A 21801-nucleotide genomic window follows, 5' to 3' on the forward strand; every position below is an offset into this window, starting at 1 on the left:
CTGAGTTATTGGAAAAAGTCGGCATGTCGACCGTTATCGTGGTCACTTGATGGGGGCGTGACGGGATATGAGCATGAGTTTTGCAATGGATATATTTTTGTGATTACTCTTTATCGATTAATCGGATTCCTTCAGGCTCGATATTGATTATCTTTTGTTTGTAAAGAGCCCCGATTGCCTGTTTGAATGCTTTTTTGCTGCAGCGAAATAGGGAATAAATAAGTTCAGGTTCACTTTTGTCATGGACGGCCGCATATCCTCCTTGAGCTTTGAGTGAATCCAGAATAGTCTTGGCAATACCTTCTACCTTTTGATATCCTAAGGGGGTAAGGCTGACATCTATCTTTTCGTCTTTTCTGACTTCTTTGATGTACCCTTTTAGATGTTCTCCTTTTTCCAAGCGTTGAAAAACTTCATTGTGATAAACCAATCCCCAATGAGTATTGTTGATGATTACTTTATAGCCTATTTCTGTGTCTTCTGCAACCAACAAATCGACCTCCTGGTTAAAGGAGTAATTGGGGATTACATTGTCTAAATATTTATCGATTCTAGCGGAGGCAACTATACGTCCAGTTACATGATCTACGTGTACATATACCAAATACCATTTTCCTTCTCGCATGGGCATTTTTTGTTCCTTAAATGGAACCAATAAATCTTTCATTAATCCCCATTCTAAAAAAGCACCTGTATTATTAACTGATTTCACTTCCATAAACTGGAATTCTCCTGCTTGAGCAAGTGGGTTGGCTGTCGTTGCAATCAGCCTGCCTTCATTGTCGTGGTAAATAAAAACCTCGACTTCATCTCCAGGTTTTATATTTTTTGGCACATAACGGGCCGGCAAAAGTATCTCCATCCCATCTCCACCATCCAGATAAACTCCAAAGTCCAGATCTTTTATGATCTTTAATGTATTATATTTTCCTATTTCTACCATTTCGCTATTTATTTTGAGGCAAAAGTACGGGAAAATAGCCTAATATCCTATATTTTTTATTTCTCAAGCAGCAATATAACAAAATTTGCATCGTTATAGTTGTAATAGTTTTTATAAGGAGTTTTTAGATGGACGGTTCCTTTGAAAGTTGTATCTTTGCAGTTCTAATTTAGAAATACTTAATAATAGCATGAGGTTGAAATATTATTTATTAGCCATTTTTTGTGTATTGATGTGTGCATGTAAAGCACCAAAAGATGTGATTTATTTTCAGGGTATAGATGATTTAACTCCTGATGAATTGGCAGAGATGAGCCAAGCATATACGATTAAAATAGAGAATGATGATCTTTTGTCAATTAATGTTACGGCTTGGGATCCTGTTGCCGTTACACCTTTTAATCCGCCAGTGTTTGCATATTCATCACAAGGAGAACAGCCATTGATTGCTTCTGAGTCAATGTATACTTATTTAGTAGATGAAGATGGGTGTATAAATTTTCCTATTATAGGAAAGGTTCATGTAGCGGGATTGACTCGTCAAGAAATTTCCAAAAAATTGGAATCAAAGATTTCTAAATATGTGAAAGATCCTTTAGTGAATGTTCAGCTTCTTAATTTTAGAATAGTACTTATGGGAGAATTTTCGCGTCCTGGTTCATATTCGGTAAAAAGAGATAGGGTATCAGTTCTTGACGCTATAGGTATGGCTGGAGATTTGCCTCTTACTGCAAATAGGAAAAATATTTTGGTAATACGGGATAACAATGGATTAAAAGAAACATGTCGTTTGGATATTACCAACCCAAACATATTCGAATCGCCATATTTTTATTTGAAGCAAAATGATATAGTATATGTAGAACCTATAAAAACAAAGCAACGTGCAAGAACTAGTTCGGATCGTCAGTTTACAATATCTTTATTTTCGACAGTGATCAGCTCCTTGTCTGTGATTGTTGCGATGGTGTTAAGCTTAACAAATAAGTAATATGGAAAATATGCAGAAAGATAGTGAGACTATAAGTCTGAAAAAAATAATAGTAGATTATTTATATCATTGGAAAGTTTTTTTAGTTGCAGCTTGTATTTCATTAGTTTGCGCAATACTATATATGGTGATTTATCCTCAAACTTATGAATTTGTGGCTCGAATAAAGATTCAAGAAGATAAAAATCTTGGTAGTGGTGGAAGCATGGGATTGGGAGAGGCTGCCGGATTAATGAAATCGTTTGGACTGGGAAGTATTTCGGGGGGAGCTGTCAATATAGATGATGAAATTGCTATAATGTCTTCTAATGATTTGTTGAAGAAAGTTATTATCCGTTTGGGATTAAATGTTACATATAAGAAACCATATTCATTGATTTCTTTATATGAAGATTCTCCTTTGTTAATTATTCCGGACTCTTTGACTCAAGAAAATTTGGACTGTTTTGTTTCATTTAAAATAGAGGTAAGTAAAAATGGTGCTGTTTTAATAAAAATGAAAGAAACCGGTAAAGAGTATTCTTTTGCCTCTTTACCTGCTCAGCTTCGAGTGCCAGAAGGTGTATTTGATATATTATATGGAACAGAAGGAGATGTGACGAAGAAAATAGAAAAGCCTTTTTCTTTGAACATATCTGTATCTCCGGCAGGTTGGATGGCAGAAGATTTGGCAGAGGCAATAACTGTTGAAGAGTTTTCAAAAAATGCCAATACATTGGAACTATTGTATTCGGACTATTCAAGAAAACGGGGCAAGGATCTGTTGAATACTTTGATGGATGAGTATAATAATAGTTCTGAGTCTGTAAAAAAAGAAGAAGGACATAAAGCTATGACTTTTTTAGATGTTCGTATCAATGGTGTTTTACAAGAGCTTAATGGTATTGAGCGCACTATTGAAACTTATAAAATTAAGAATAAATTGACAGATATAGAATATGATGTTCAATTTTATGCTGATGCAGTGAAAAATATCCGAGAAAAAATTATTGAATATGAGGCGCAGAATCATATCATTAATTTGTTAGATACTTATGTGAAGGATCCTAAAAATAAGTATAGTGTAATTCCTGCCATGTTGTCTGCTGATGGCGAAAAAGGTGGAGCTATATCTGCTTATAATGAGGCTTTAATGGAAAGAGACAAAATAACTAAATCAACAAACTCAGTGAATCCTTTGTCTGAAATAGCTGATTCTCAGATAGACAAATTGAGAGATGGGGTTGTTTTGGCTATTGATAATGCACGAAAAAGCTCTCAGTTTGTATTGAATGATCTTAAGTCTCAAGAAAAAGCAATTATGAGTAAAATGGACTATGTTCCTACATACGAAAGAGAGTATCTTGATTATAAAAGACAGCAGGAAATTCTTCAAGGAGTGTATTTAATACTTTTACAGAAGAGAGAAGAAGTAGCTTTGTCTTTAGGTCAAGAGCGTGATAAGGGATTTATTGTAGATGCTGCAGTTGCTAAATATCGTCCTGTAGCTCCAAGAAAACTTTTTGCAGTTTTAGGATTTCTGATTTTAACAATTGTAATTCCAATGGGATATTTGTTCGCAAAACAGCAATTACGAGATTTGATAGATATTTATAAAAGAAAGTGAGAATTATATGCAAGTTATTATATTAGCCGCAGGGATGGGGAAGCGTTTGGGGAAACTTACTCAGAATAATACGAAATGTATGATTCGGGTAAATGGTGTGACCTTAATTGAACGTGTTTTGGATCAATTCTCTAAATTGAAGTTGAATAAGGTTATTATGGTAATCGGCTATAAGGGAGAGGAACTTCGTAGTTTTATTGGTGATTCATATAAGGGGCTACCGATTGAATACATTACAAATCCGATTTATGATAAAACAAATAATATCTATTCATTGTCTTTAGCAAAAGAACAGTTGCAGCAGGATGATACTTTACTTATAGAATCTGATCTTATTTTTGAAGACAAGGTGTTGGATAAAATTTTATCAGATCCATTTCCTAATATTGCATTAGTAGCCAAGTATGAAAGTTGGATGGATGGTACAGTTGTGATGTTGGATAATGACAATAACATTCTAAACTTTGTTGTAAAAAAAACATTCAATTTTGATCATAAAGAATTTTATTATAAGACAGTCAATATCTATAAATTCAGTAAAGAGTTTTCAAGAACTCATTATGTTCCATTTTTGGATGCATATATAAATGCATTGGGTAATAACGAATATTACGAGCAGGTCTTGCGTGTAATTGCATTGTTGGATAAGCCAGATTTAAAGGCGTTGCCACTTCACGGTGAAAAGTGGTATGAAATTGACGATATTCAAGACTTAAGTAACGCTGAAACTATTTTTGCGGAAAAGGAGAATCAGTTGGCTTGCTATCAAAAAAGATATGGTGGTTATTGGAGATTCCCTTCTTTGTTGGATTTTTGTTATTTGGTTAATCCTTTCTTTCCTTCTTTGAAGATGAAGAAAGAGATGCGGGCTAATTTTGATATTTTACTAAGTGAGTACCCTTCTGGGCTGAATGTAAACTCTCTATTAATTGCGAAATATTTCGGATTGGCACAACAATATGTTTGTCCGGGAAATGGTGCTGCCGAATTGATTAAGTATTTAGTGGATGAATTAACAGGTTGCTTGGGTGTTGTTTATCCGACTTTTGAGGAGTATCCTAATCGTATGCAGGAAGATAAGGTGATTGCTTATGTCCCACAGAATAAAGATTTTTCTTATACAGCTGATGATTTGATGGCATTTTTTGCAGTTCGTGAGGTTGCTGCTATTTTATTGATTAATCCGGATAATCCTTCTGGAAATTATATTTCAAAAGTTGATGTAGTTCATTTAGCTAAATGGTGTAAGGATAAGAAGGTAACATTGGTTGTCGATGAATCGTTTGTCGATTTTTCTGAACAATCAGTGGATAATACTTTGTTGACTAATGAAATACTTGAAGAAAACCCTAATTTGGTGGTTGTGAAGAGTATATCCAAATCTTACGGAGTACCAGGGTTACGGTTAGGAATTTTAGCTTCATCAAATTTGCTTTTGATCGATCGTGTACGCAAAAATGTTCCGATATGGAATATTAATTCATTTGCAGAGTTTTATATGCAGATATTTAATAAATATGAACAGGATTATAAACAGGCGTGTCGTTTGTTTATCCGTGAGCGAGATCGTTTTTATGTGGATTTACAGCAGATAGGTTATCTACGTGTCATACCTTCACAAGCAAACTATTTTTTGTGTGAGGTTATTAGTAAATATTCTTCTAAAGAATTGACTGAATTACTTTTGAATGAATATAATATTTTAATAAAAGACTGTGGAACGAAGAAGGCCTTCCGAAATGGCGAATATATACGAATAGCAGTACGTTCAACTTTAGACAACCAACGTTTAATAGATGCATTAAAAGAATTATAATTGTTAAAAAAGATGGCAATGAAAATAATAGACTTTGAAACGATACGAAATCTTTCCATATCTCCGGCTGATTGTGTAAAGTGGGTAGAAACAGCATTAAGAATGAAGTATGATAGTTGTTTACCTCATAAAATTAGTATGACAATAGAACCGGATGTCTTTTTTAATACGATGCCATCTTATTTGCCTTCTTGTGGACGTTTTGGGGTTAAGGTCGTTTCTCGTTTTCCGAAACGTGAGCCTGCATTGGTTAGTGATATTTTGTTGTATGATGCGACAAATGGTGATTTTTTGGCACTGATGGATGGAAGTTGGATTACTGCGATGCGTACTGGTGCTGTTGCGGCATTGTCCATACAGTATTTGAGGACTTCTTCAGCTCGGGAATATGCATTTATGGGACTAGGCAACACTGCTCGGGCAACACTGTTGTGCTTGATGGCTGTGTTAGAGGGGCCGTTGAACATTCGTCTTTTGTCTTATAAAGGGCAAGAGCTGGAGTTCATGAAGCGCTTTAAAGAATATTCTCGATTAAATTTTTCTATTTTTGAAAATGTGGAAGATTTGATTACAGGTGCAGATGTGGTTGTATCTTGCGTAACTGTTGCACATGGTCAGTTTGCATCGGATACATGTTTTAAGCCGGGAGTATTGGTCGTACCGGTTCATACGCGTGGATTTCAGAATTGCGATTTATTCTTCGATCAGATTTTTGCTGATGATGTCGCTCATGTAGAAGGATTTAAATATTTTAATCAGTTTAAACAGTTTGATGAGTTCGCCCGTATATTGTTAAAGCAGAATCCGGGTAGAACTTCAGATCAGGAGCGTATTTTGGCTTATAATATAGGTATTGCTTTGCATGATATTTATTTTGCTTCTCAAGTATACGACAAGGTCAAAGATTCATTACCAGATATTTCTTCGGATAAGTTAAGCGAGAAGTTTTGGGTATGAATTAGTTATGAATAGCAATGAAGTTTGGTCAAGATAATAAATACAAAGTAATTGTTCATAATACAACGTATTTGTCTGTACTTGAGATATTAAAAATGGTAATGCCTTTTGTTGCATTACCTTATTTGATATCTACAGTTGGTGCGGATAAGTACGGTTTGGTCGTTTTTGCACAGGCTATTATCTCTTATTTTATTATATTTATCAACTTTGGTCTGGATGTTTCGGCTGTAAAGAATGTTTCTATAAATCGTTCTGATAACGAGATGCTATCGGAAGTTGTATCTTCAGTTTTGATTATTAAAGCTTTTCTTTTTATACTTTCTTTTTTAGCATTAGGAGTTTTATTATTATGTGTGAAGCAATTTAGAGATAATTATGTTTTATTTTTATTGTCTTTTTTATCTTGCCTTTCAGAAATTTTGTTTCCTGTTTGGTTTTATCAAGGGGTAGAAAAGATGAAATATATTACTTTGATTCGTTTTACTTCTATTTTCTTTTATACTGTTACAGTCTTTATTTTCATTAAAAATGAAAGTGATTATTTACTGATACCATTACTTCAGTCTTTAGGGTGGCTTTTATCAGGGGTTATTTCCTTTTTTATGCTGATTCGGGTAGAAAAGATGTCCTTATTTGTGCCAACTATAGAATCGATTAGGCGGTATTTTAAAGAGAGCGTTCCGTTTTTTGTTTCTCGTGTATCAGTTGTGATTAATGCAAGTATGGCAAAGACGATTTGTGGAATTTTCTTTTCAATGCATGAGGTTGCAGTTTTTGATTTGGCCCAAAAAATTGCAATGACGGCACTTGTCCCTTTACAAATGTTGAATCAAGCTTTGTTTCCTCATATTGCAAAAACACTTGATCGGAAATTTGTCAATAAGTGTTTTCGATTGATTTTATTAGCTACAGGCTGTATCATTGTAATTGTATATATTCTTGCTCCATTTGCTGTTTTTGTTTTATCGGATGGTAAGTTGCCTGAATCTGTTGATATATTACATGTTTTTAGTTTGTTCATTTTTAGTGGAGGCATTACTTCTTTCACAGGGTCGCCAGTGCTGGTTTCTTTTGGTTATTCCAAGCCTTTTAATCGAAGTGTAGTTCTTTCGACTTTCGTCTTAATTGTAATTTATATGGTACTATATTTTACAAATTCATTCTCGATTATTAATTTTGCACTAGCCTTAGGTTTTGCAGAATTTGTAATAGCTATTTATAGGCTATATTATTGTAACCGTTATAAATTAATTATGCTTTATGGACGGGTTTAATCGTTTTAATCCAGAAGGTTCAGTGCTGAGACTTCATCAGATGAAGATGCTTCGCATTTTAGAGTTCGTAGATAGAGTTTGTAGGAAACATGGTATACGCTATTGGCTTAGTTCGGGAACATTGTTAGGTGCTGTTCGTCATGGAGGCTTTATACCTTGGGATGATGATTTGGACATAGAGATGTTATATCGGGACTATAAAAGATTGATGGAAGTCTTGCCTTTTGAATTGCCCTCTAATTTGGTGCTTCAAACAATGCACACTGATAGTAACTATGTTGCCCCTTATGCAAAATTAAGGGAAACGGATTCCTATATATCAGAAGTGAATAATATTGGTAGAAATTACAAATATAATGGGGTTTATATTGATATTTTTTATATAGAGCCTGTTAATTATCGGATGGCATGGATTGCATCTAAATTTCATGGATATATTTATAGACTTTCTTATTTAAAAAATGACCGATTAGGGATAAAAAAAGGAGTAATGAGGTGTTTGTTGTTCTTTTTGACTTATATACTTTATCCCTGCATTCGAATGATTGTTAAATTATCTCATACAAAAGAGTACCGATTGGGATTAGGATCAGGTTTTTTGGGCGTAAGGTTGTTGGACAATATTTTTCCACTAAGTGAGGTGTCTTTTGAGGGAAAAATTTTTCCAGCTCCTGCTAATACTGATGGCTATTTGTCCTATTTATATGGAGATTATATGGTATTGCCAGATTTGAGTAAAATAACTTATCATGTAAATAATGTGGATATAAAAGAATAATATAATCGAAAATGAAAAAAGTGATGCTTATTTTTGGAACTCGCCCGGAAGCAATTAAAATGTGTCCATTGGTAAAAGAGTTTCAAAAAGATACGATAAATTTTAAGACTGTTGTTTGTGTTACTGCCCAGCATCGGGAAATGTTGGATCAAGTTTTACATGTTTTTGATGTCAAACCTGAGTATGACTTGAATATAATGAAGCAAGGGCAGGATTTATATGACATAACTTCTCGTGTTTTGTTAGGCTTACGTGATGTGTTAAAAAAAGAATTGCCGGATATCGTATTAGTACATGGGGATACAACAACCTCTTCTGCAGCAGCATTAGCAGCTTTCTATCAGCAGATACCTGTAGGACATGTAGAAGCAGGGTTGAGAACTCATAATATTTATAGTCCTTGGCCTGAAGAAATGAATCGGCAGATAACAAGCCGTATTGCCGTTTTTCATTTCGCACCAACTGAATTGAGCCGGAGAAATTTACAAAGAGAAGGTGTTGCAGACGGTAATATCTATGTTGTTGGAAATACTGTTATTGATGCCTTGCATTTAGTGTTAGAGCAAATCGGGGTAAGAAAAGATATAGAGAAAAATATTCAATTTGTATTAGAGCGCGTAGGTATTCCTCTTTCTTTATTATCTTTGTGGAAGAGTGGAGAGCGGAAAATGGTTTTAATTACAGGACATCGGAGAGAAAATTTCGGTGAAGGATTTATCCATATTTGTAAGGCGATAAAGACTTTGGCTGAGAAATATTCCATGGTAGATTTTGTGTATCCCATGCATTTGAATCCGAATGTACGGAAGCCGATTGCTGAAATATTGGGTGAAAGCCATAAAGAAACCCTAACAAATGTATTTCTTATAGAACCATTGGATTATCTTCCTTTTGTTTATTTGATGAATCACTCTACAATCGTTTTGACTGATAGTGGTGGAATACAGGAAGAGGCTCCGGGATTAGGAAAGCCTGTGCTGGTTATGCGGGATACGACTGAACGTCCTGAAGCATTGGAGGCTGGGACTGTCAAATTGGTAGGAACAGGTTATAATTCAATTATAGATAATGTTTCTGATTTACTGGAAAATAAAGATTTGTATCGACAAATGTCAAAGGCTCAAAATCCGTATGGAGATGGAAAAACCAGTCAGTCTATTGTGAATATTTTATTGTAAATCGTTTTTATGAAAAGAAAAATATTAGTTATTCATAATGGATATCCTTTGCGTGGTGATGGAGGTGATAAAGTCAGAACATTAAATATGCTTCAATCCTTGGATTCTATTGGATTTGATGTTTGTTTGTTGGCTTTTTTCAAGAAAGATTTTTCTTTGTTGGCTTTAAATAAAAAAAGTATGCCTTCGAATATAAAATCATATTTTATATTTACATTACCAGATCGTTGGGGATTAGGAGGGATAGCGGCATTGTTTCGGGCTGTAATAACTTGGATTATTGTAAAGTGTAACCATATAGAGTTAATTCAATTAGAGACATCGCTTTCGGCTTCATGTGTCAGATATTTGAAGAAAAATATTTTGGTCGTGACTGATTTTCATGCAGATCCTGTACCTGAGTTACAAATGAATGGAAGGACGAAATCATCAATAAATCGTGCTGAAAAAGATGTTTGTTATGCATTGTCTCGTTCACAACGAATAATAGCCGTGTCGAATAATTTGGCAAATAATCTAAAGAAATATTACTCTTATGATTGTCCATTTTCTATTTTACCTTGTAGTTTTAATAGTGAAAAGTTTCATATAGATCCGGCTCAGGTGATCGCTTTGCGTGAGAAAATGCATTTGAAAGAGCGTATTGTCTTATGTTATTTAGGAGGGTTGCAGAAGTGGCAATGTGTGGAAGAAACATTAGATATTTTTTTACGTTTAAAAAAGAAAGATGATAGATACTTTTTATGTATATATACAAATGATGATTTGACTCCTTTCGCAAAAAAAATAGAATTGTTGGGGAATGACTGTCTTTGTATGAGTTTGAGATATGAACAGGTTCCCTTATATTTGTCCATTATTGATGCTGGTTTTGTCTTGAGACATAATAGTTTGGTGAATATAAATGCTTCTCCGACTAAAATTGCAGAGTATATGGCTGTAGGAGCAATGGTTATTGCAACGAAATATTCGGGAGATGCCAAAGTCCTTGTTGAAGATAGTGGTTACGGCATGATTTTGGATGAGATAGAAAATATTTCATCAGAAATGATAGATGAGTTGAATTTAAAGATTCATTCTTATAAAGAAAATAAGGAAAATGCCTCTGCAACAATAAAAAATTATATATTTAAAAGTAGGCTTTGGCATGCAAATGAAATAAAATTGAAGAGTTTGTATTCAAATATATAATTCGGTTTATAATGGGTTATTTGGAAAAAATAAAATATATTCTTAGAGGTAGTCGATATTATCGTAAATATTTTCAGACAACAGTTAATAGCCTACGGTATTATTTTAGAAATTTACACTATTATTGGCAGTTGTATTCTTTTAAAAAAGATCGTGAAGTATCGGGTAATACTCTTTATTTTATTATAGATCCAAATATCAAACATCCAGGATTAGTCGATCGTTTTAAGGCAATTGTTGGATTGTTTTATGTGGCTAAAATAAACGGGTTTGATTTTAAAGTGATTTTTAACCATCCATTTAAATTGGAAGAATATTTGTCTGTGAATAAGTATAATTGGATAGCTAATCAGTCCGAATTAAGTTATAGCTTGCAGAATGTTCGGCTTATACCGTATAATGGTAGTGGAAAAATACCTAGACTGAGTAAAACTATTAAGCAGTATCATGTTTATTGTTATATAGGATATGATATTATATCTTCAAATCATGTCTTAGATGCTGAATCTGTATGGAGAAATTTATTTTTGGAATTATTCAAGCCTTCTCAAGCATTGAATGAATGTTTGTATTGTTGCAGTTTAGATAGTTCTGGTTATGTCGCTGTTCATTTACGATTTGTAAATGCTTTAGAAAATTTCGAGAAAGATCAGTTTAATAGCCTAACAGAAGATAAGCGAGAGAATTTAATACAACGTTGCCTAAAAGGCATTAGGCTGATTATAGACCAAAATAAAAATAAGCAGATTGTGGTCTTTTCGGATAGTAAAGTCTTTCTTGAACGTGTGAAAGTCTTACCTGTAATAGTATTAGATGGAAAAGTCGGGCATATATCCTTTACTGAAAACACTCATGAAGTCGCAATGAAAACATTTGTAGATTTTTATGCGATTTCAAAAGCAAGTCGTGTAATTAGGATATTAGCACCTGAAATGTATAATACTGTCTTTTCTTATTATGCAGCAGTATTAGGGGGGATCATTCCTGAAGAATTACACGTTTAGTAAATTATTATATACATTAAAAGTTTGCTGGGCTATGTGATCCCAATTATATGCTTTTAAGTCATAATATACAGGATAATTGTTTTGATATATCTTATATGTTAGCTGTTGCTTTAAACTGTTCATGTGATTTACTTTGAAATAGTGCTCTTTTGATAATCCCACTGCCAAATTAGCAGGAATATCGCTAACTAAAGTATCGATATTGTAGCTCATAGCTTCTAACAATGTGATAGGTAAACCTTCATGGGAAGAGGGTAAAACGAATAATCCTGCATGTGAATAAAGCTCTTTCAATGATTCACCTTTTACCATTCCAGTCAATATAACTTGCTTTTTTCGAGCTAATTCTTTTAGATAAGTTGAATAAGATGTTTTATGGTCAGAATCTCCTGCGATAACTAAGTGATAATCCTGTAAGTTTAGATCGGAGAAGGCCATAATTAATTTGTCAAATTCTTTTTCTTTTACAAATCGGCCAACAGCTAAAATATATTTTCTGTGACTAAGTCCTAATGATTTGATATATTGATCGGTTTGAGTTGGCTGATGAATGTCAACACCGTTATAGATTAATATTGCGTTGTTTCTATTATATTTCGTTTTTAGTATATTGTCAATAACTGTGGAGATGACAATTATTTCGTCTGCCCATTTAGCGGCGAAGAATTCACCGGTTTTTAAAATGAATTTTGCAAAAAAATTCCAATTTTTACGATCATAATCTGGACCGTGATGGGTGACAACCACTTTCAATCCGAGTAGTTTTGCAAATGGAATGGCAATTGATGGTCCAATGGCATGTATATGGACTATATCTGCTTTTTGTTTATAGGCATACCAAACCCCACATATAGTGTGGATAGCACTTTCAAATCCTTTTATTTTGGGAGCTGGGAGATCTTTGAAAAAAACACCTTGATAACTTGTTAATGGAGGATTTTCCTTTACAAAGCAGGATCTTCTTACAACTGTTACATTTACTCCAAGCTTGCTGAGGCGTGGGTATAATTTTTCACAATGAGTCTCTACGCCGCCTTGTATATTGGGAAAACCTCTTAATCCTGTTACTATGATTTTCATTTTGAAGCTTTTAATATTGATTGATAAATAGAGATAAGATAGTTGAAGTGTTTGTCTGCTGAGAAATGTTGTTGTGCAAATTTATTGCAAGCTATAGACATTTCATAAAGCTTTTCTTCAGGTATTGCTATCGCTTTTCGAATAGTTTTTGTTAAATCGGCTGGGCTTCCCATTGTAAATGTGAATCCTGTTTTTTCGTCTTGTATAAGTTCAGGAATACCTCCGATATTACTGCCTATTACAGGAGTTCCCAAGGAGAGCGATTCAATAATGCTCAATGGATTGTTCTCATACCATTCAGAAGGAACGATTGTAAAAAGTGCATTTTTAACGTATTCCTTTAATTCTTGACCTTCCTTAAAACCTAAAAAAGAAACGTTTTTGGGATAGTTGTTTCCTATTTCTTTTGAAAGTGGGCCTCTGCCGATAATTTTTAAATCAATTTCGGGTATATCTCGTATTGCTTCTAATAAACTATTGATCCCCTTTTCATTAGATAATCTACCGAAATAAAGTAAGTATCTATGATTTATTTTTTTATTGATTCTTGTAGGTATATCTGGGGTAAAGTTATATAGTTGGACTGCTTTTGATGCATATCCAGGATTGAATTCGATATGTTTTTTTTGGGCGAACTTGCTGACGAAAATGAATTTGTCAATATAATTAAGTGGCTCGTAAAAGCAAGATCTGAAGCTGTTCTCCAATGAAAGTAACATACTATTTGTTAAATTTCCGTTGGAGCACCTGTTTAGTGTGCAGTGGATAAAATGTCGATCTTTGCATAATTCACAAATTTTCCCTTTTCCGTTTGTTAATGTATAAGCAGGACAAATAAGCCGATAATCGTGAACAGTCATAACAGTTGGTATTCTATATTTCTGTAAAACAGGTAATATAGAAACAGATAGGCTATTGAATAGTAAATGAATATGAGCGATATCCGGTTTCTTATCCAAAATTAGTCGTTCTAATTGTTTGGCTGCCTGTCGATTGTAAATGAATGCAGGTATGTTTGTTATTTTAGTCCAAATGTTGGATTCTGATAATTCAGGATAATCCACAAAATAAGATTCATATTCTGAAAATTTGTTTTTTTTGTTTTTTAGGGCAAAAGGTATTACTTGATGTCCTCTGTTTTCCAAGGTTGAGATTGTGTTGAAAAAAACAGTCTCAGCCCCTCCTTTTTGATAAAAATATTTATTGAGCTGTAGTATTTTCATGATTTTGAATTTGCAATTTTATTTTTCATTTCACTAAGCATTAAACCAATCATCATCATCATGAATAATCCTCTATGAGTTGTTATAGTTGAATCTGATGTCCCTTCTATTCCGAAAAAACAAATCAGTAATAATACGATGATCATTAATTTAGCTTGTTTTGTGTGTTGGAAGAATATAAGAGCTTTTTTGAATACATATATCCAGAATGTAATATAAAGCATGATTCCTACAAATCCGAATTGTGCCAATGAAGGATAATAAGTATCAGCGATGAAACTATAAAAACTTTTGCTAATCCCCCAGACATTCTCAATTCCGTATTGATTATATATGTGGGAGTAGTACAATCCTGAGGCATAGGTAGCAAAACTTCCGAATCCGCATCCGAAAGGGAAGTAGTCGATTAATATTTGGATAGAGGTTGTATAGAGTACAAAACGTGCAATTGTATCTGTTTCTGCTTCTCCTGTAATTCCTTCTATAAAGTAGAAAGAAACTTTCTTCCATGAGACGACTAATATAAGTATTAAAGTAATAATGAGAAGAATAATAGTTTTTATATTTAATTTGAAATGGTTTATGTTGGAAAAATAGATAATAACCATTACAGATAATGTGAAGAATCCATAGAATTTGGAGCGTCCGGATATAAGACCTATGGAAAGCATTATAATAAAAAGAATCCTATCTTTCATTGAAAAATCTCCTGTATAGAGAAAACAAAGAGATGTCGCTATGACTCCTGCCGCAAAATAAGTCGCGTGAGCCATTACATTTGATAGAGTATGAGGTTTGAATATTTCTATACAAGCCAGTATTAGTAGAATCAACCAAAAAAATACACAAATTATTCTTAGTATTTTCTTTTGATTTGTTGAAAAATGAGGCCTAAGAGAATATACACAAAATAAGGCTAAATATGGCTTAAATTGAATAATAAAATCTGTGATAATAGCAGCTTTTGTGTTGCTATTGATGCACAGAGAATAACATAAATAAAACAGGAATACACCAATGGTTGTTAAAAAAGCTTTATTTATTAACCACTCCTGTGATTTGAAAAGTGAATATCCGAATAATATAAATAATAAAGTTGCGCATATTTCATCGATAAAGTCAAATCCGATAGTTCCATATAGAAGTAAACCGAATATGAGTGTAAAGACAAATAGTGAGAAAAACTGTTTATTGATGAAATCTTGAATCATATAGTGTTAATTGTTTTTTGTGTAACGGTATGCATTTGACTTTATTGTATCCAAAGATAATCTCTTTGTTTATATTTAGGAAATAAATGCGGGTGAATTTGTATTTGTAGATATTAGGGGAAGTCTTTACATCTTTTCCAATTGATTGATTTTCACGTTCTCGCTCAATGAGGAATTGGGGGAAACCTCGCTCTGTGAATATGGAATAATTTGGATTTTGGGATATTCAGCCTTGTCTGTCGGTTTGTAGGCTCCGAAGAATGTAATGTAGATTTTTTTTTCTTTGGTGTCAATGGCATATATACAAAAGCTGTTGCTGCTGAGACTATCGACTTCACGTATGACGCGATTATAGATAATTCCGACTTCGCTGGGGGCTTGATTGGTACAGAGAAGCATTTTTTGAGGGGGAATGCTTTTATTTTCATTTTCAAGATCATGTATATCAAAGTTTGTTGTAAAATGGTCATGTCCTCCTAAATAACAGATGAATTCTCCCTTACTGTCATGGAAGTTGAAATTGACAGAAATATTTTTATTATCCCTTAATTTATTGAGATATGTTTTTGATATGCTGGAGCGAGATCGGTAAGCCTCTATTATCTCAGGGATCATGAACCAAGGGTGGACAAAATCACCATCGCATAGATAAGTATTAGCTTTTGGTGAATAGGCTTGGAATGGGTAGTGGTTCAAGATGATTATACTATGTTGGTCAGTTATTCCCTTTTTTAGTGCAATATTACCTAACCAATTGATTTGTTCTTGTGAATAGTAGGCATAAATGCGTGTATTATATTCAGTGCCTGGTTGATCTAACATGTCTAATGAGATGATTCGAATAGTACCTCCTTGAGGATTGGGTATATCTGCATAGAAATAATTTTGATTTGTTTGAGTTTGCTTAGGAAATAGAATGGAGTGAATTTTTTCTTTACTGATGTAATTTTTTGAGACTTTTTCTATCATATTGCAGTCGTGATTGCCTGTGCATATAAAAGACGGGATATGATTCCCTTCGTAGAAATGTTTTGTAAATGATTCCATGAAAAGAATAGCATCTTTTCGACTGGAATTGGAAATAAAGTCTCCTGTTGCTATCAAAGCATTGATTTTGAGTTTGGATTGATTGGCGAAGGTTACGGATTGTTTTAGATTTATGGGGTTTGTATAATTGTTATTAGTAGATATTGCGGATATATGTGGATCTGATATATGAACAATCTTGAAACGTTCATATATCTTGTCGGTATCTGTTTTGTTGTACATGATCGAATCTAGGCGTTGGGTTGCTTCACTATTGTTGATTGTATATAAGTAATCATGTATGTCACTGCGTAAGGTAGATACTGTAAGATTGTCTTCTGTGTCTCTGCATGCAACGGCAAAAGGTAAGACAATTATAACATATATTAAATACAATGTTTTCTTTTCCATATAATGATTATGTTAGGTGACTTTTGGTAATTTATGAATCAATGTGTTAATACTATTTGCTAAAGATAGGGAAAAAATTGAATCTTTTTACAGATATAGAGGAAAAAGAATATGATGGAAAATAGAAAGGGACAGTGTTCTGTCTTCCCTGTTTTCGGCTGATTAAGACTGGAATCACCTAATTCCTGTGCAGTTGCTCCTATCCATTGTACTGTCTTACCAATATCCGCCGTCGGAATTCTTTTTATTTGGGGTGGGTTGCCGAAACGCGCCGAGCCAGGTTTTCGACTTGTGTCGTTTTGCCCGTATCCTGGCGAATTGTCGCTTCAAGGAGTTTTGATAGACAGACAAGATGGTGGCGGCGCGGGCTTCGATTTATATAGCGGGGAAGAACCTTGGGGTGCATTCACTGAGTTCACAGGAAACAACTGGCTTATAGTTGTTTGAGATGATGTGAAGGTGAAATGGTGACTTATCCATTGAAATAAAGATGCTCGATCAGGATTTTGGTGCCGATGCCGATCAGGATCAATCCGCCGATCAGGTCCAGTTTGAGGTCTATCTTGCGGCTGAAGTGGTTGCCGAAGTAGACACCAAAAGCGGAGAATAGGAAGGTGACGATCCCTATCGTCAAGGCTTCCAGTGCAATGGCTGATTCGATGCAGGCCAACGATATGCCGACAGCCAGCGCATCGATACTTGTTGCAATGCCTAATCCGCACAGTGTCTTGTAGCATAGCGGGTTCGTTCTGCAATCCTCTTCCTTTTCCTGGGTGCTCTCGTATATCATTTTGCCTCCGAGGTAAAGCAACAGCAGGAAAGCGATCCAGTGATCGAATGCCGTGATGTATTTCTTGAAGCTCATCCCCGCCAGGTAGCCCGCTATGGTCATCCCTGCTTGAAAAATCCCCATCACACAGCCGATCTTCAGCATGTGGTGATGTCTGTAGTTTTGTATGAGAGCCCCGCCGGTGACAGAAACTGCGAGACTGTCCATTGACAATCCCACTGCCAGTAACACTATTTCTAAAAATGACATATTACATTAAAATGTTTCTTCCTTGATGATCTCCTCCAACGTTTTCCGTTTTTTGGGAGTCTGTTCAAAAAGATCCGGACTTTCCGGATAACCACCTATCGTGAGTATAACCGCCGGCTCTATCGTGTCTGGTAAATTGAAATGCTTCCGGCATAGATCCGTGTCAAAGTTACAAACCCAGCAGCTGCCCAGACCTTGTTCAGCGGCTGCTAAGCTGATATGTTCCGTGGCGATTGCCACATCGATGTCCATATGATCTTTCCGATCCGAAGAACGTTTCCACGACTGGCTGTGGTCGCCGCAGACGAGAATGTAGAGCGGTGCGGATCGGAACCATTCGCGTGCATAGCATTCCTGTATTTTTGCTCGCCCTGCCTCTTGCCGGATTATGACGAAATACCAGGGCTGGAAGTTGACTGCCGATGGAGCCATACGTCCGGCTTCCAAGATATATGCCAGTTTCTCGTCTTCCACCGGGGAGGATGCGTACTTGCGTATCGAACAACGTTTCTGTGCCAGTTCTAACAGGTTCATAATTCTGTTTCGATTTTATATTTGTTTCGATTAGGTGAATCTCTTGAAATCAACTCTCCGATGAATCCCGCGAGGAACATCTGTGTTCCGAGGATCATGGCCGTGAGCGAAACATAGAAGTAGGGCGAGTTGGTGACCAGTGGCCGCAAATCTCCCGTGCAGATGGAAATCAGTTTCGCACTCAACACAATGACCAGTGCGATGAAACCGATGAAAAACATCACGCTTCCCCATAATCCAAAGAAATGCATCGGCTTCTTTCCGAATTTGGAGGTGAACCAGAGCGTGATCAGGTCCAGATAACCGTTTACGAAGCGGTTCAGTCCGAATTTGGTCGTTCCGTACTTGCGGGCTTGGTGTTTCACCACTTTTTCGCCGATCTTGCTGAATCCCGCGATCTTGGCAAGGTAGGGAATGTAGCGGTGCATATCGTTATAGACTTCTATGTTCTTGATTACGATGTTCTTGTAAGCCTTCAGTCCGCAGTTGAAATCGTGCAGGTTCGTAATGCCGGAGAATTTGCGTGCCGTAGCGTTGAACAGCTTGGTCGGAATGGTTTTTGACAGCGGGTCGTAACGTTTTTTCTTCCAACCGGACACCAGGTCATAGCCTTCTTCGGTGATCATCCTGTATAGTTCGGGAATCTCGTCGGGGCTGTCTTGCAGGTCGGCATCCATCGTGATGACCACATCTCCCTTTGCCCGTTGGAAACCGCAGTTCAGACCGGGGGATTTGCCGTAATTACGGCGGAACTTGACAGCGTGTACCACTTCCGGATTCTTGCTTTTAAGTGCTTCGATCACTTCCCAGGAGTTGTCCGTGCTTCCGTCATTGATAAAAATTACTTCGTAACTGAAATTATGTTCTTTCATCACCCGCTCTATCCAGGCAAACAATTCAGGAAGAGACTCGGCTTCATTGTACAGTGGTATAACTACTGATATGTCCATTATTTGTTTTTATTTTCTTCTTATTTTTCTTCGGACACAGGGCTTGCTGTTTGTTTGCGGCAAACCAGTGCTGCTACCGGTATGGATAATATGATTCCGTAAAATATATTATTGAAAATACCCTGGATAGCCATGTGGATGGGAGTGAAGTTGGTCCGGCTGATAGCCTCGATCACTTCACTGTTGAAGTCAGCGTTCTTCAGCGCCACTATGGCTTGTGTCATCGTGTTGTTCAGGAAGTCGGGCGGAGCGATAAACTGGAAGAATATGAAATGCTCGATCGAAACGATCAGGGCCGCGAAGAAATACAGCATGATGCCGAACCGCCATGCATGGAAGAAACTGATGCTTCCTCCTATGTCCTGCCGGTAACGCTTGGTCAAGTAATAGGCGATGAGAGGAACGGCAAGACTTAAGCCTTCATAAATGAAGATAAGCGAGGGTATGGAATACCCGAAAATGAGGAACAGATATTTTATCACCCAATAGATGCCCATAGCCAGGCCATAAGACATCGCGCACTTCAACAGTAAACCTTTATTCTCTTCCATGATAATGCTGTTTTTTTAATGTTCTCATCAGCAAAATTAATCCTTTTGTGAGAATATACAATGCTTAGAATTGTCAATTGTCAATTGTCAATTGACAATTAACGAACGATTAACAGATAATTAACAATTGACAATAAAAAAGACAATTGACAATCGCAATTAAATATCTTTCTTAATTGTCAATTGTCAATTGTCCATTTGTTTCGAGCCTCTTGTCGGATTCGAACCAACGACCCCGAGATTACAAATCACGTGCTCTGGCCAACTGAGCTAAAGAGGCAGGTGGGTAAGCTTACTACATCGCTCCGAGGGAGCATGCCGTGTAGGACTTACCCGGGTGCAAAAGTAGATATTATTTTTTACAATGCAAGCGTTTTCTACGTGTACGAGTGTTATTTGTTTGTAAGTGGTTGGAAACCTTTTGTTTTTAGATGTGTTAAAAAATGTATGCAATGATAGGGGAAGATAGAGTTTGTTTATGAGGTGGGATATTTCGGATTTCTAAATAATCTTGTACCTTTGCAACCAAATTCAAAAATCAAAAACACTATTTACAATGGGTGGTTTTTTCGGAACTATTTCTAAGTCGGCTTGTTCAACTGATTTATTCTATGGCACCGACTATAATTCTCATCTGGGAACCCGGCGCGGCGGTATGGCTACATACGATAAGGAAGCCGGTTTCACACGTTCGATTCACAATCTGGAAAGTTCTTATTTTCGTACGAAGTTCGAGCCTGCTCTCGACAAGTTTGTGGGAAATGCCGGAATCGGTATCATCAGCGATACGGATGCGCAGCCGATCGTCATCAACTCCCACCTCGGTAAGTTCGCCATCGTGACGGTTGCCAAGATCAATAACATCGAGGAATTGGAACAGGATTTGCTGAAAGCGAATATGCACTTTTCCGAACTGAGTTCGGGTAAGACGAACCAGACCGAACTGGTAGCGTTGCTGATTACGCAGGGAAAGGATTTTGTTGAAGGCATTGAAAATGTTTACGACCGGGTCAAAGGTTCCTGTTCCATGTTGCTGCTGACGGAAGACGGTATCATCGTGGCCCGCGACAAGTGGGGGCGTACGCCTATTATTATAGGTAAGAAAGACGGAGCCTATGCCGCTACCAGCGAATCGAGCAGTTTACCTAACTTGGATTATGAAATAGACCGATTTGTCGGGCCGGGAGAAATCCTCCGCTTGCGTGCCGACGGCATCGAGCAGATGCGCCGTCCGAACGAGCAGATGCAGGTTTGCTCTTTCCTTTGGGTGTATTACGGTTTCCCGGTTTCTTGCTACGAGGGCAGGAATGTCGAGGAGGTCCGTTTTCAAAGCGGTTACAAGATGGGGAAGAAGGACGAGAGCGAAGTGGATTGTGTTTGCGGTATTCCTGATTCAGGCGTAGGGATGGCTTTGGGATATGCCGAAGGCAAAGGGGCTCCTTACCATCGGGCGATAGCCAAATACACACCGACTTGGCCGCGTAGTTTCACTCCGGCTAATCAGGAATTGCGTTCGCTTGTCGCGAAAATGAAACTGATCCCGAACCGGTCCATGCTGGAAGGAAAGCGGATCTTGTTTTGTGATGACTCGATCGTGCGCGGGACGCAGCTTCGCGACAACGTGAAAATCTTGTATGACTACGGGGCAAAAGAGGTACATATGCGCATTGCCTGCCCGCCTCTTATCTATGGTTGCCCGTTCCTCGGCTTTACTTCGTCGAAGAGTCCGCTCGAACTGATCACCCGTCGTATCATCAAGGAACTGGAAGGAGACGAGAACAAAAATCTGGAAAAATATGCGACGACCGACTCTCCTGAATATCAAAAGATGGTGCAGATCATTGCCGACCGTTTCGGTTTGAGCTCGTTGAAGTTCAATACGCTGGAAACACTCATCGAGGCAATCGGCCTACCGAAATGCAAAGTTTGTACGCATTGTTTCGACGGAAGCAGTTGTTTCTAAAGAGATATGATCGGATGAAATAAGGAAAATCATGTGCAGAAATGCGCATGATTTTTTTGTTGTTAGTGA

General features: G+C 36.5%; 19 protein-coding genes and 1 tRNA gene. 10 read left to right on the forward strand and 10 right to left on the reverse strand.

What is annotated here, in order from left to right:
* Positions 1 to 103: 103 nt before the first annotated feature.
* Positions 104 to 943 carry a CvfB family protein gene (locus BHV83_RS12495; protein ID WP_286757579.1) on the reverse strand — a complete coding sequence of 280 codons (840 nt, stop codon included), beginning with the start codon at positions 941 to 943 and terminating at the stop codon, positions 104 to 106.
* A gap of 190 nt (positions 944 to 1133) precedes the next feature.
* On the opposite strand from BHV83_RS12495, the gene BHV83_RS12500 reads away from it, so the two are divergent.
* From BHV83_RS12500 to BHV83_RS12540, 9 genes are read left to right on the forward strand one after another with little or no spacing between them, the layout of a single operon-like run.
* Positions 1134 to 1934, forward strand: coding sequence for a polysaccharide biosynthesis/export family protein (locus tag BHV83_RS12500; RefSeq protein ID WP_005651544.1), 801 nt, complete (start codon positions 1134 to 1136; stop codon positions 1932 to 1934).
* Position 1935: 1 nt separating this feature from the next.
* Positions 1936 to 3540, forward strand: a complete 1605-nt coding sequence (locus tag BHV83_RS12505) for a GumC family protein (RefSeq protein WP_022321300.1) — start codon at positions 1936 to 1938, stop codon at positions 3538 to 3540.
* 7 nt (positions 3541 to 3547) lie between these two features.
* Complete coding sequence (locus BHV83_RS12510; protein WP_286757580.1) at positions 3548 to 5356, forward strand: aminotransferase class I/II-fold pyridoxal phosphate-dependent enzyme; 1809 nt, start codon at positions 3548 to 3550, stop codon at positions 5354 to 5356.
* A gap of 18 nt (positions 5357 to 5374) precedes the next feature.
* Positions 5375 to 6313, forward strand: a complete 939-nt coding sequence (locus tag BHV83_RS12515; RefSeq protein WP_119215706.1) for an ornithine cyclodeaminase — start codon at positions 5375 to 5377, stop codon at positions 6311 to 6313.
* Between the two features lie 17 nt (positions 6314 to 6330).
* Positions 6331 to 7590, forward strand: coding sequence for an oligosaccharide flippase family protein (locus BHV83_RS12520; RefSeq protein ID WP_122204278.1), 1260 nt, complete (start codon positions 6331 to 6333; stop codon positions 7588 to 7590).
* Positions 7577 to 8368 carry a LicD family protein gene (locus BHV83_RS12525; RefSeq protein ID WP_005636576.1) on the forward strand — a complete coding sequence of 264 codons (792 nt, stop codon included), beginning with the start codon at positions 7577 to 7579 and terminating at the stop codon, positions 8366 to 8368. The genes BHV83_RS12520 and BHV83_RS12525 overlap by 14 nt, the downstream gene beginning before the upstream one ends.
* Positions 8369 to 8379: 11 nt before the next feature.
* On the forward strand, positions 8380 to 9546 hold the full coding sequence (wecB, locus tag BHV83_RS12530; RefSeq protein WP_005636575.1) for a non-hydrolyzing UDP-N-acetylglucosamine 2-epimerase: 1167 nt from the start codon (positions 8380 to 8382) through the stop codon (positions 9544 to 9546).
* Between the two features lie 9 nt (positions 9547 to 9555).
* Positions 9556 to 10737 carry a glycosyltransferase gene (locus BHV83_RS12535; protein ID WP_122204280.1) on the forward strand — a complete coding sequence of 394 codons (1182 nt, stop codon included), beginning with the start codon at positions 9556 to 9558 and terminating at the stop codon, positions 10735 to 10737.
* A gap of 11 nt (positions 10738 to 10748) precedes the next feature.
* Positions 10749 to 11741, forward strand: a complete 993-nt coding sequence (locus BHV83_RS12540) for a hypothetical protein (RefSeq protein ID WP_259325054.1) — start codon at positions 10749 to 10751, stop codon at positions 11739 to 11741.
* On the opposite strand, the gene BHV83_RS12545 is transcribed toward BHV83_RS12540, so the two are convergent.
* From BHV83_RS12545 to BHV83_RS12585, 9 genes are all read right to left on the reverse strand, one after another.
* Positions 11730 to 12824 carry a glycosyltransferase family 4 protein gene (locus BHV83_RS12545; protein WP_005640007.1) on the reverse strand — a complete coding sequence of 365 codons (1095 nt, stop codon included), beginning with the start codon at positions 12822 to 12824 and terminating at the stop codon, positions 11730 to 11732. The genes BHV83_RS12540 and BHV83_RS12545 overlap by 12 nt on opposite strands.
* Positions 12821 to 14047: a glycosyltransferase gene (locus BHV83_RS12550; protein WP_005640008.1), complete on the reverse strand. Its 1227-nt coding sequence runs from the start codon at positions 14045 to 14047 to the stop codon at positions 12821 to 12823. The genes BHV83_RS12545 and BHV83_RS12550 overlap by 4 nt, the downstream gene beginning before the upstream one ends.
* Complete coding sequence (locus BHV83_RS12555) at positions 14044 to 15258, reverse strand: hypothetical protein (RefSeq protein ID WP_005640010.1); 1215 nt, start codon at positions 15256 to 15258, stop codon at positions 14044 to 14046. The genes BHV83_RS12550 and BHV83_RS12555 overlap by 4 nt, the downstream gene beginning before the upstream one ends.
* Before the next feature lie 126 nt (positions 15259 to 15384).
* The gene (locus BHV83_RS12560) at positions 15385 to 16695 is read right to left on the reverse strand and encodes a metallophosphoesterase family protein (RefSeq protein WP_005640011.1); all 1311 of its coding nucleotides are present in this window, start codon (positions 16693 to 16695) and stop codon (positions 15385 to 15387) included.
* Between the two features lie 472 nt (positions 16696 to 17167).
* On the reverse strand, positions 17168 to 17734 hold the full coding sequence (locus BHV83_RS12565; RefSeq protein ID WP_005640015.1) for a manganese efflux pump MntP: 567 nt from the start codon (positions 17732 to 17734) through the stop codon (positions 17168 to 17170).
* 6 nt (positions 17735 to 17740) lie between these two features.
* Positions 17741 to 18268, reverse strand: coding sequence for a nitroreductase family protein (locus BHV83_RS12570; RefSeq protein ID WP_286757581.1), 528 nt, complete (start codon positions 18266 to 18268; stop codon positions 17741 to 17743).
* Positions 18265 to 19218 carry a glycosyltransferase gene (locus BHV83_RS12575; RefSeq protein WP_005640019.1) on the reverse strand — a complete coding sequence of 318 codons (954 nt, stop codon included), beginning with the start codon at positions 19216 to 19218 and terminating at the stop codon, positions 18265 to 18267. The genes BHV83_RS12570 and BHV83_RS12575 overlap by 4 nt, the downstream gene beginning before the upstream one ends.
* Positions 19219 to 19238: 20 nt before the next feature.
* Positions 19239 to 19769, reverse strand: coding sequence for a DUF4199 domain-containing protein (locus BHV83_RS12580; protein ID WP_005640021.1), 531 nt, complete (start codon positions 19767 to 19769; stop codon positions 19239 to 19241).
* A gap of 206 nt (positions 19770 to 19975) precedes the next feature.
* A tRNA-Thr gene (locus tag BHV83_RS12585) sits at positions 19976 to 20049 on the reverse strand.
* 276 nt (positions 20050 to 20325) lie between these two features.
* Here BHV83_RS12585 and BHV83_RS12590 point away from each other — a divergent pair.
* A complete protein-coding gene (locus tag BHV83_RS12590; RefSeq protein ID WP_286757582.1) occupies positions 20326 to 21732 on the forward strand; it encodes an amidophosphoribosyltransferase in 1407 nt (468 codons plus the stop codon).
* Positions 21733 to 21801: the final 69 nt, after the last annotated feature.

The organism is Parabacteroides sp. merdae-related_45_40, from assembly GCF_001915675.1.

Bases quoted from the DNA above. Each gene is read 5' to 3' on its own strand.
- BHV83_RS12495 (WP_286757579.1), bottom strand. From the start codon at position 943: ATGGTAGAAATAGGAAAATATAATACATTAAAGATCATAAAAGATCTG.
- BHV83_RS12500 (WP_005651544.1), top strand. From the start codon at position 1,134: ATGAGGTTGAAATATTATTTATTAGCCATTTTTTGTGTATTGATGTGT.
- BHV83_RS12505 (WP_022321300.1), top strand. From the start codon at position 1,936: ATGGAAAATATGCAGAAAGATAGTGAGACTATAAGTCTGAAAAAAATA.
- BHV83_RS12510 (WP_286757580.1), top strand. From the start codon at position 3,548: ATGCAAGTTATTATATTAGCCGCAGGGATGGGGAAGCGTTTGGGGAAA.
- BHV83_RS12515 (WP_119215706.1), top strand. From the start codon at position 5,375: ATGAAAATAATAGACTTTGAAACGATACGAAATCTTTCCATATCTCCG.
- BHV83_RS12520 (WP_122204278.1), top strand. From the start codon at position 6,331: ATGAAGTTTGGTCAAGATAATAAATACAAAGTAATTGTTCATAATACA.
- BHV83_RS12525 (WP_005636576.1), top strand. From the start codon at position 7,577: ATGGACGGGTTTAATCGTTTTAATCCAGAAGGTTCAGTGCTGAGACTT.
- wecB (WP_005636575.1), top strand. From the start codon at position 8,380: ATGAAAAAAGTGATGCTTATTTTTGGAACTCGCCCGGAAGCAATTAAA.
- BHV83_RS12535 (WP_122204280.1), top strand. From the start codon at position 9,556: ATGAAAAGAAAAATATTAGTTATTCATAATGGATATCCTTTGCGTGGT.
- BHV83_RS12540 (WP_259325054.1), top strand. From the start codon at position 10,749: ATGGGTTATTTGGAAAAAATAAAATATATTCTTAGAGGTAGTCGATAT.
- BHV83_RS12545 (WP_005640007.1), bottom strand. From the start codon at position 12,824: ATGAAAATCATAGTAACAGGATTAAGAGGTTTTCCCAATATACAAGGC.
- BHV83_RS12550 (WP_005640008.1), bottom strand. From the start codon at position 14,047: ATGAAAATACTACAGCTCAATAAATATTTTTATCAAAAAGGAGGGGCT.
- BHV83_RS12555 (WP_005640010.1), bottom strand. From the start codon at position 15,258: ATGATTCAAGATTTCATCAATAAACAGTTTTTCTCACTATTTGTCTTT.
- BHV83_RS12560 (WP_005640011.1), bottom strand. From the start codon at position 16,695: ATGGAAAAGAAAACATTGTATTTAATATATGTTATAATTGTCTTACCT.
- BHV83_RS12565 (WP_005640015.1), bottom strand. From the start codon at position 17,734: ATGTCATTTTTAGAAATAGTGTTACTGGCAGTGGGATTGTCAATGGAC.
- BHV83_RS12570 (WP_286757581.1), bottom strand. From the start codon at position 18,268: ATGAACCTGTTAGAACTGGCACAGAAACGTTGTTCGATACGCAAGTAC.
- BHV83_RS12575 (WP_005640019.1), bottom strand. From the start codon at position 19,218: ATGGACATATCAGTAGTTATACCACTGTACAATGAAGCCGAGTCTCTT.
- BHV83_RS12580 (WP_005640021.1), bottom strand. From the start codon at position 19,769: ATGGAAGAGAATAAAGGTTTACTGTTGAAGTGCGCGATGTCTTATGGC.
- BHV83_RS12590 (WP_286757582.1), top strand. From the start codon at position 20,326: ATGGGTGGTTTTTTCGGAACTATTTCTAAGTCGGCTTGTTCAACTGAT.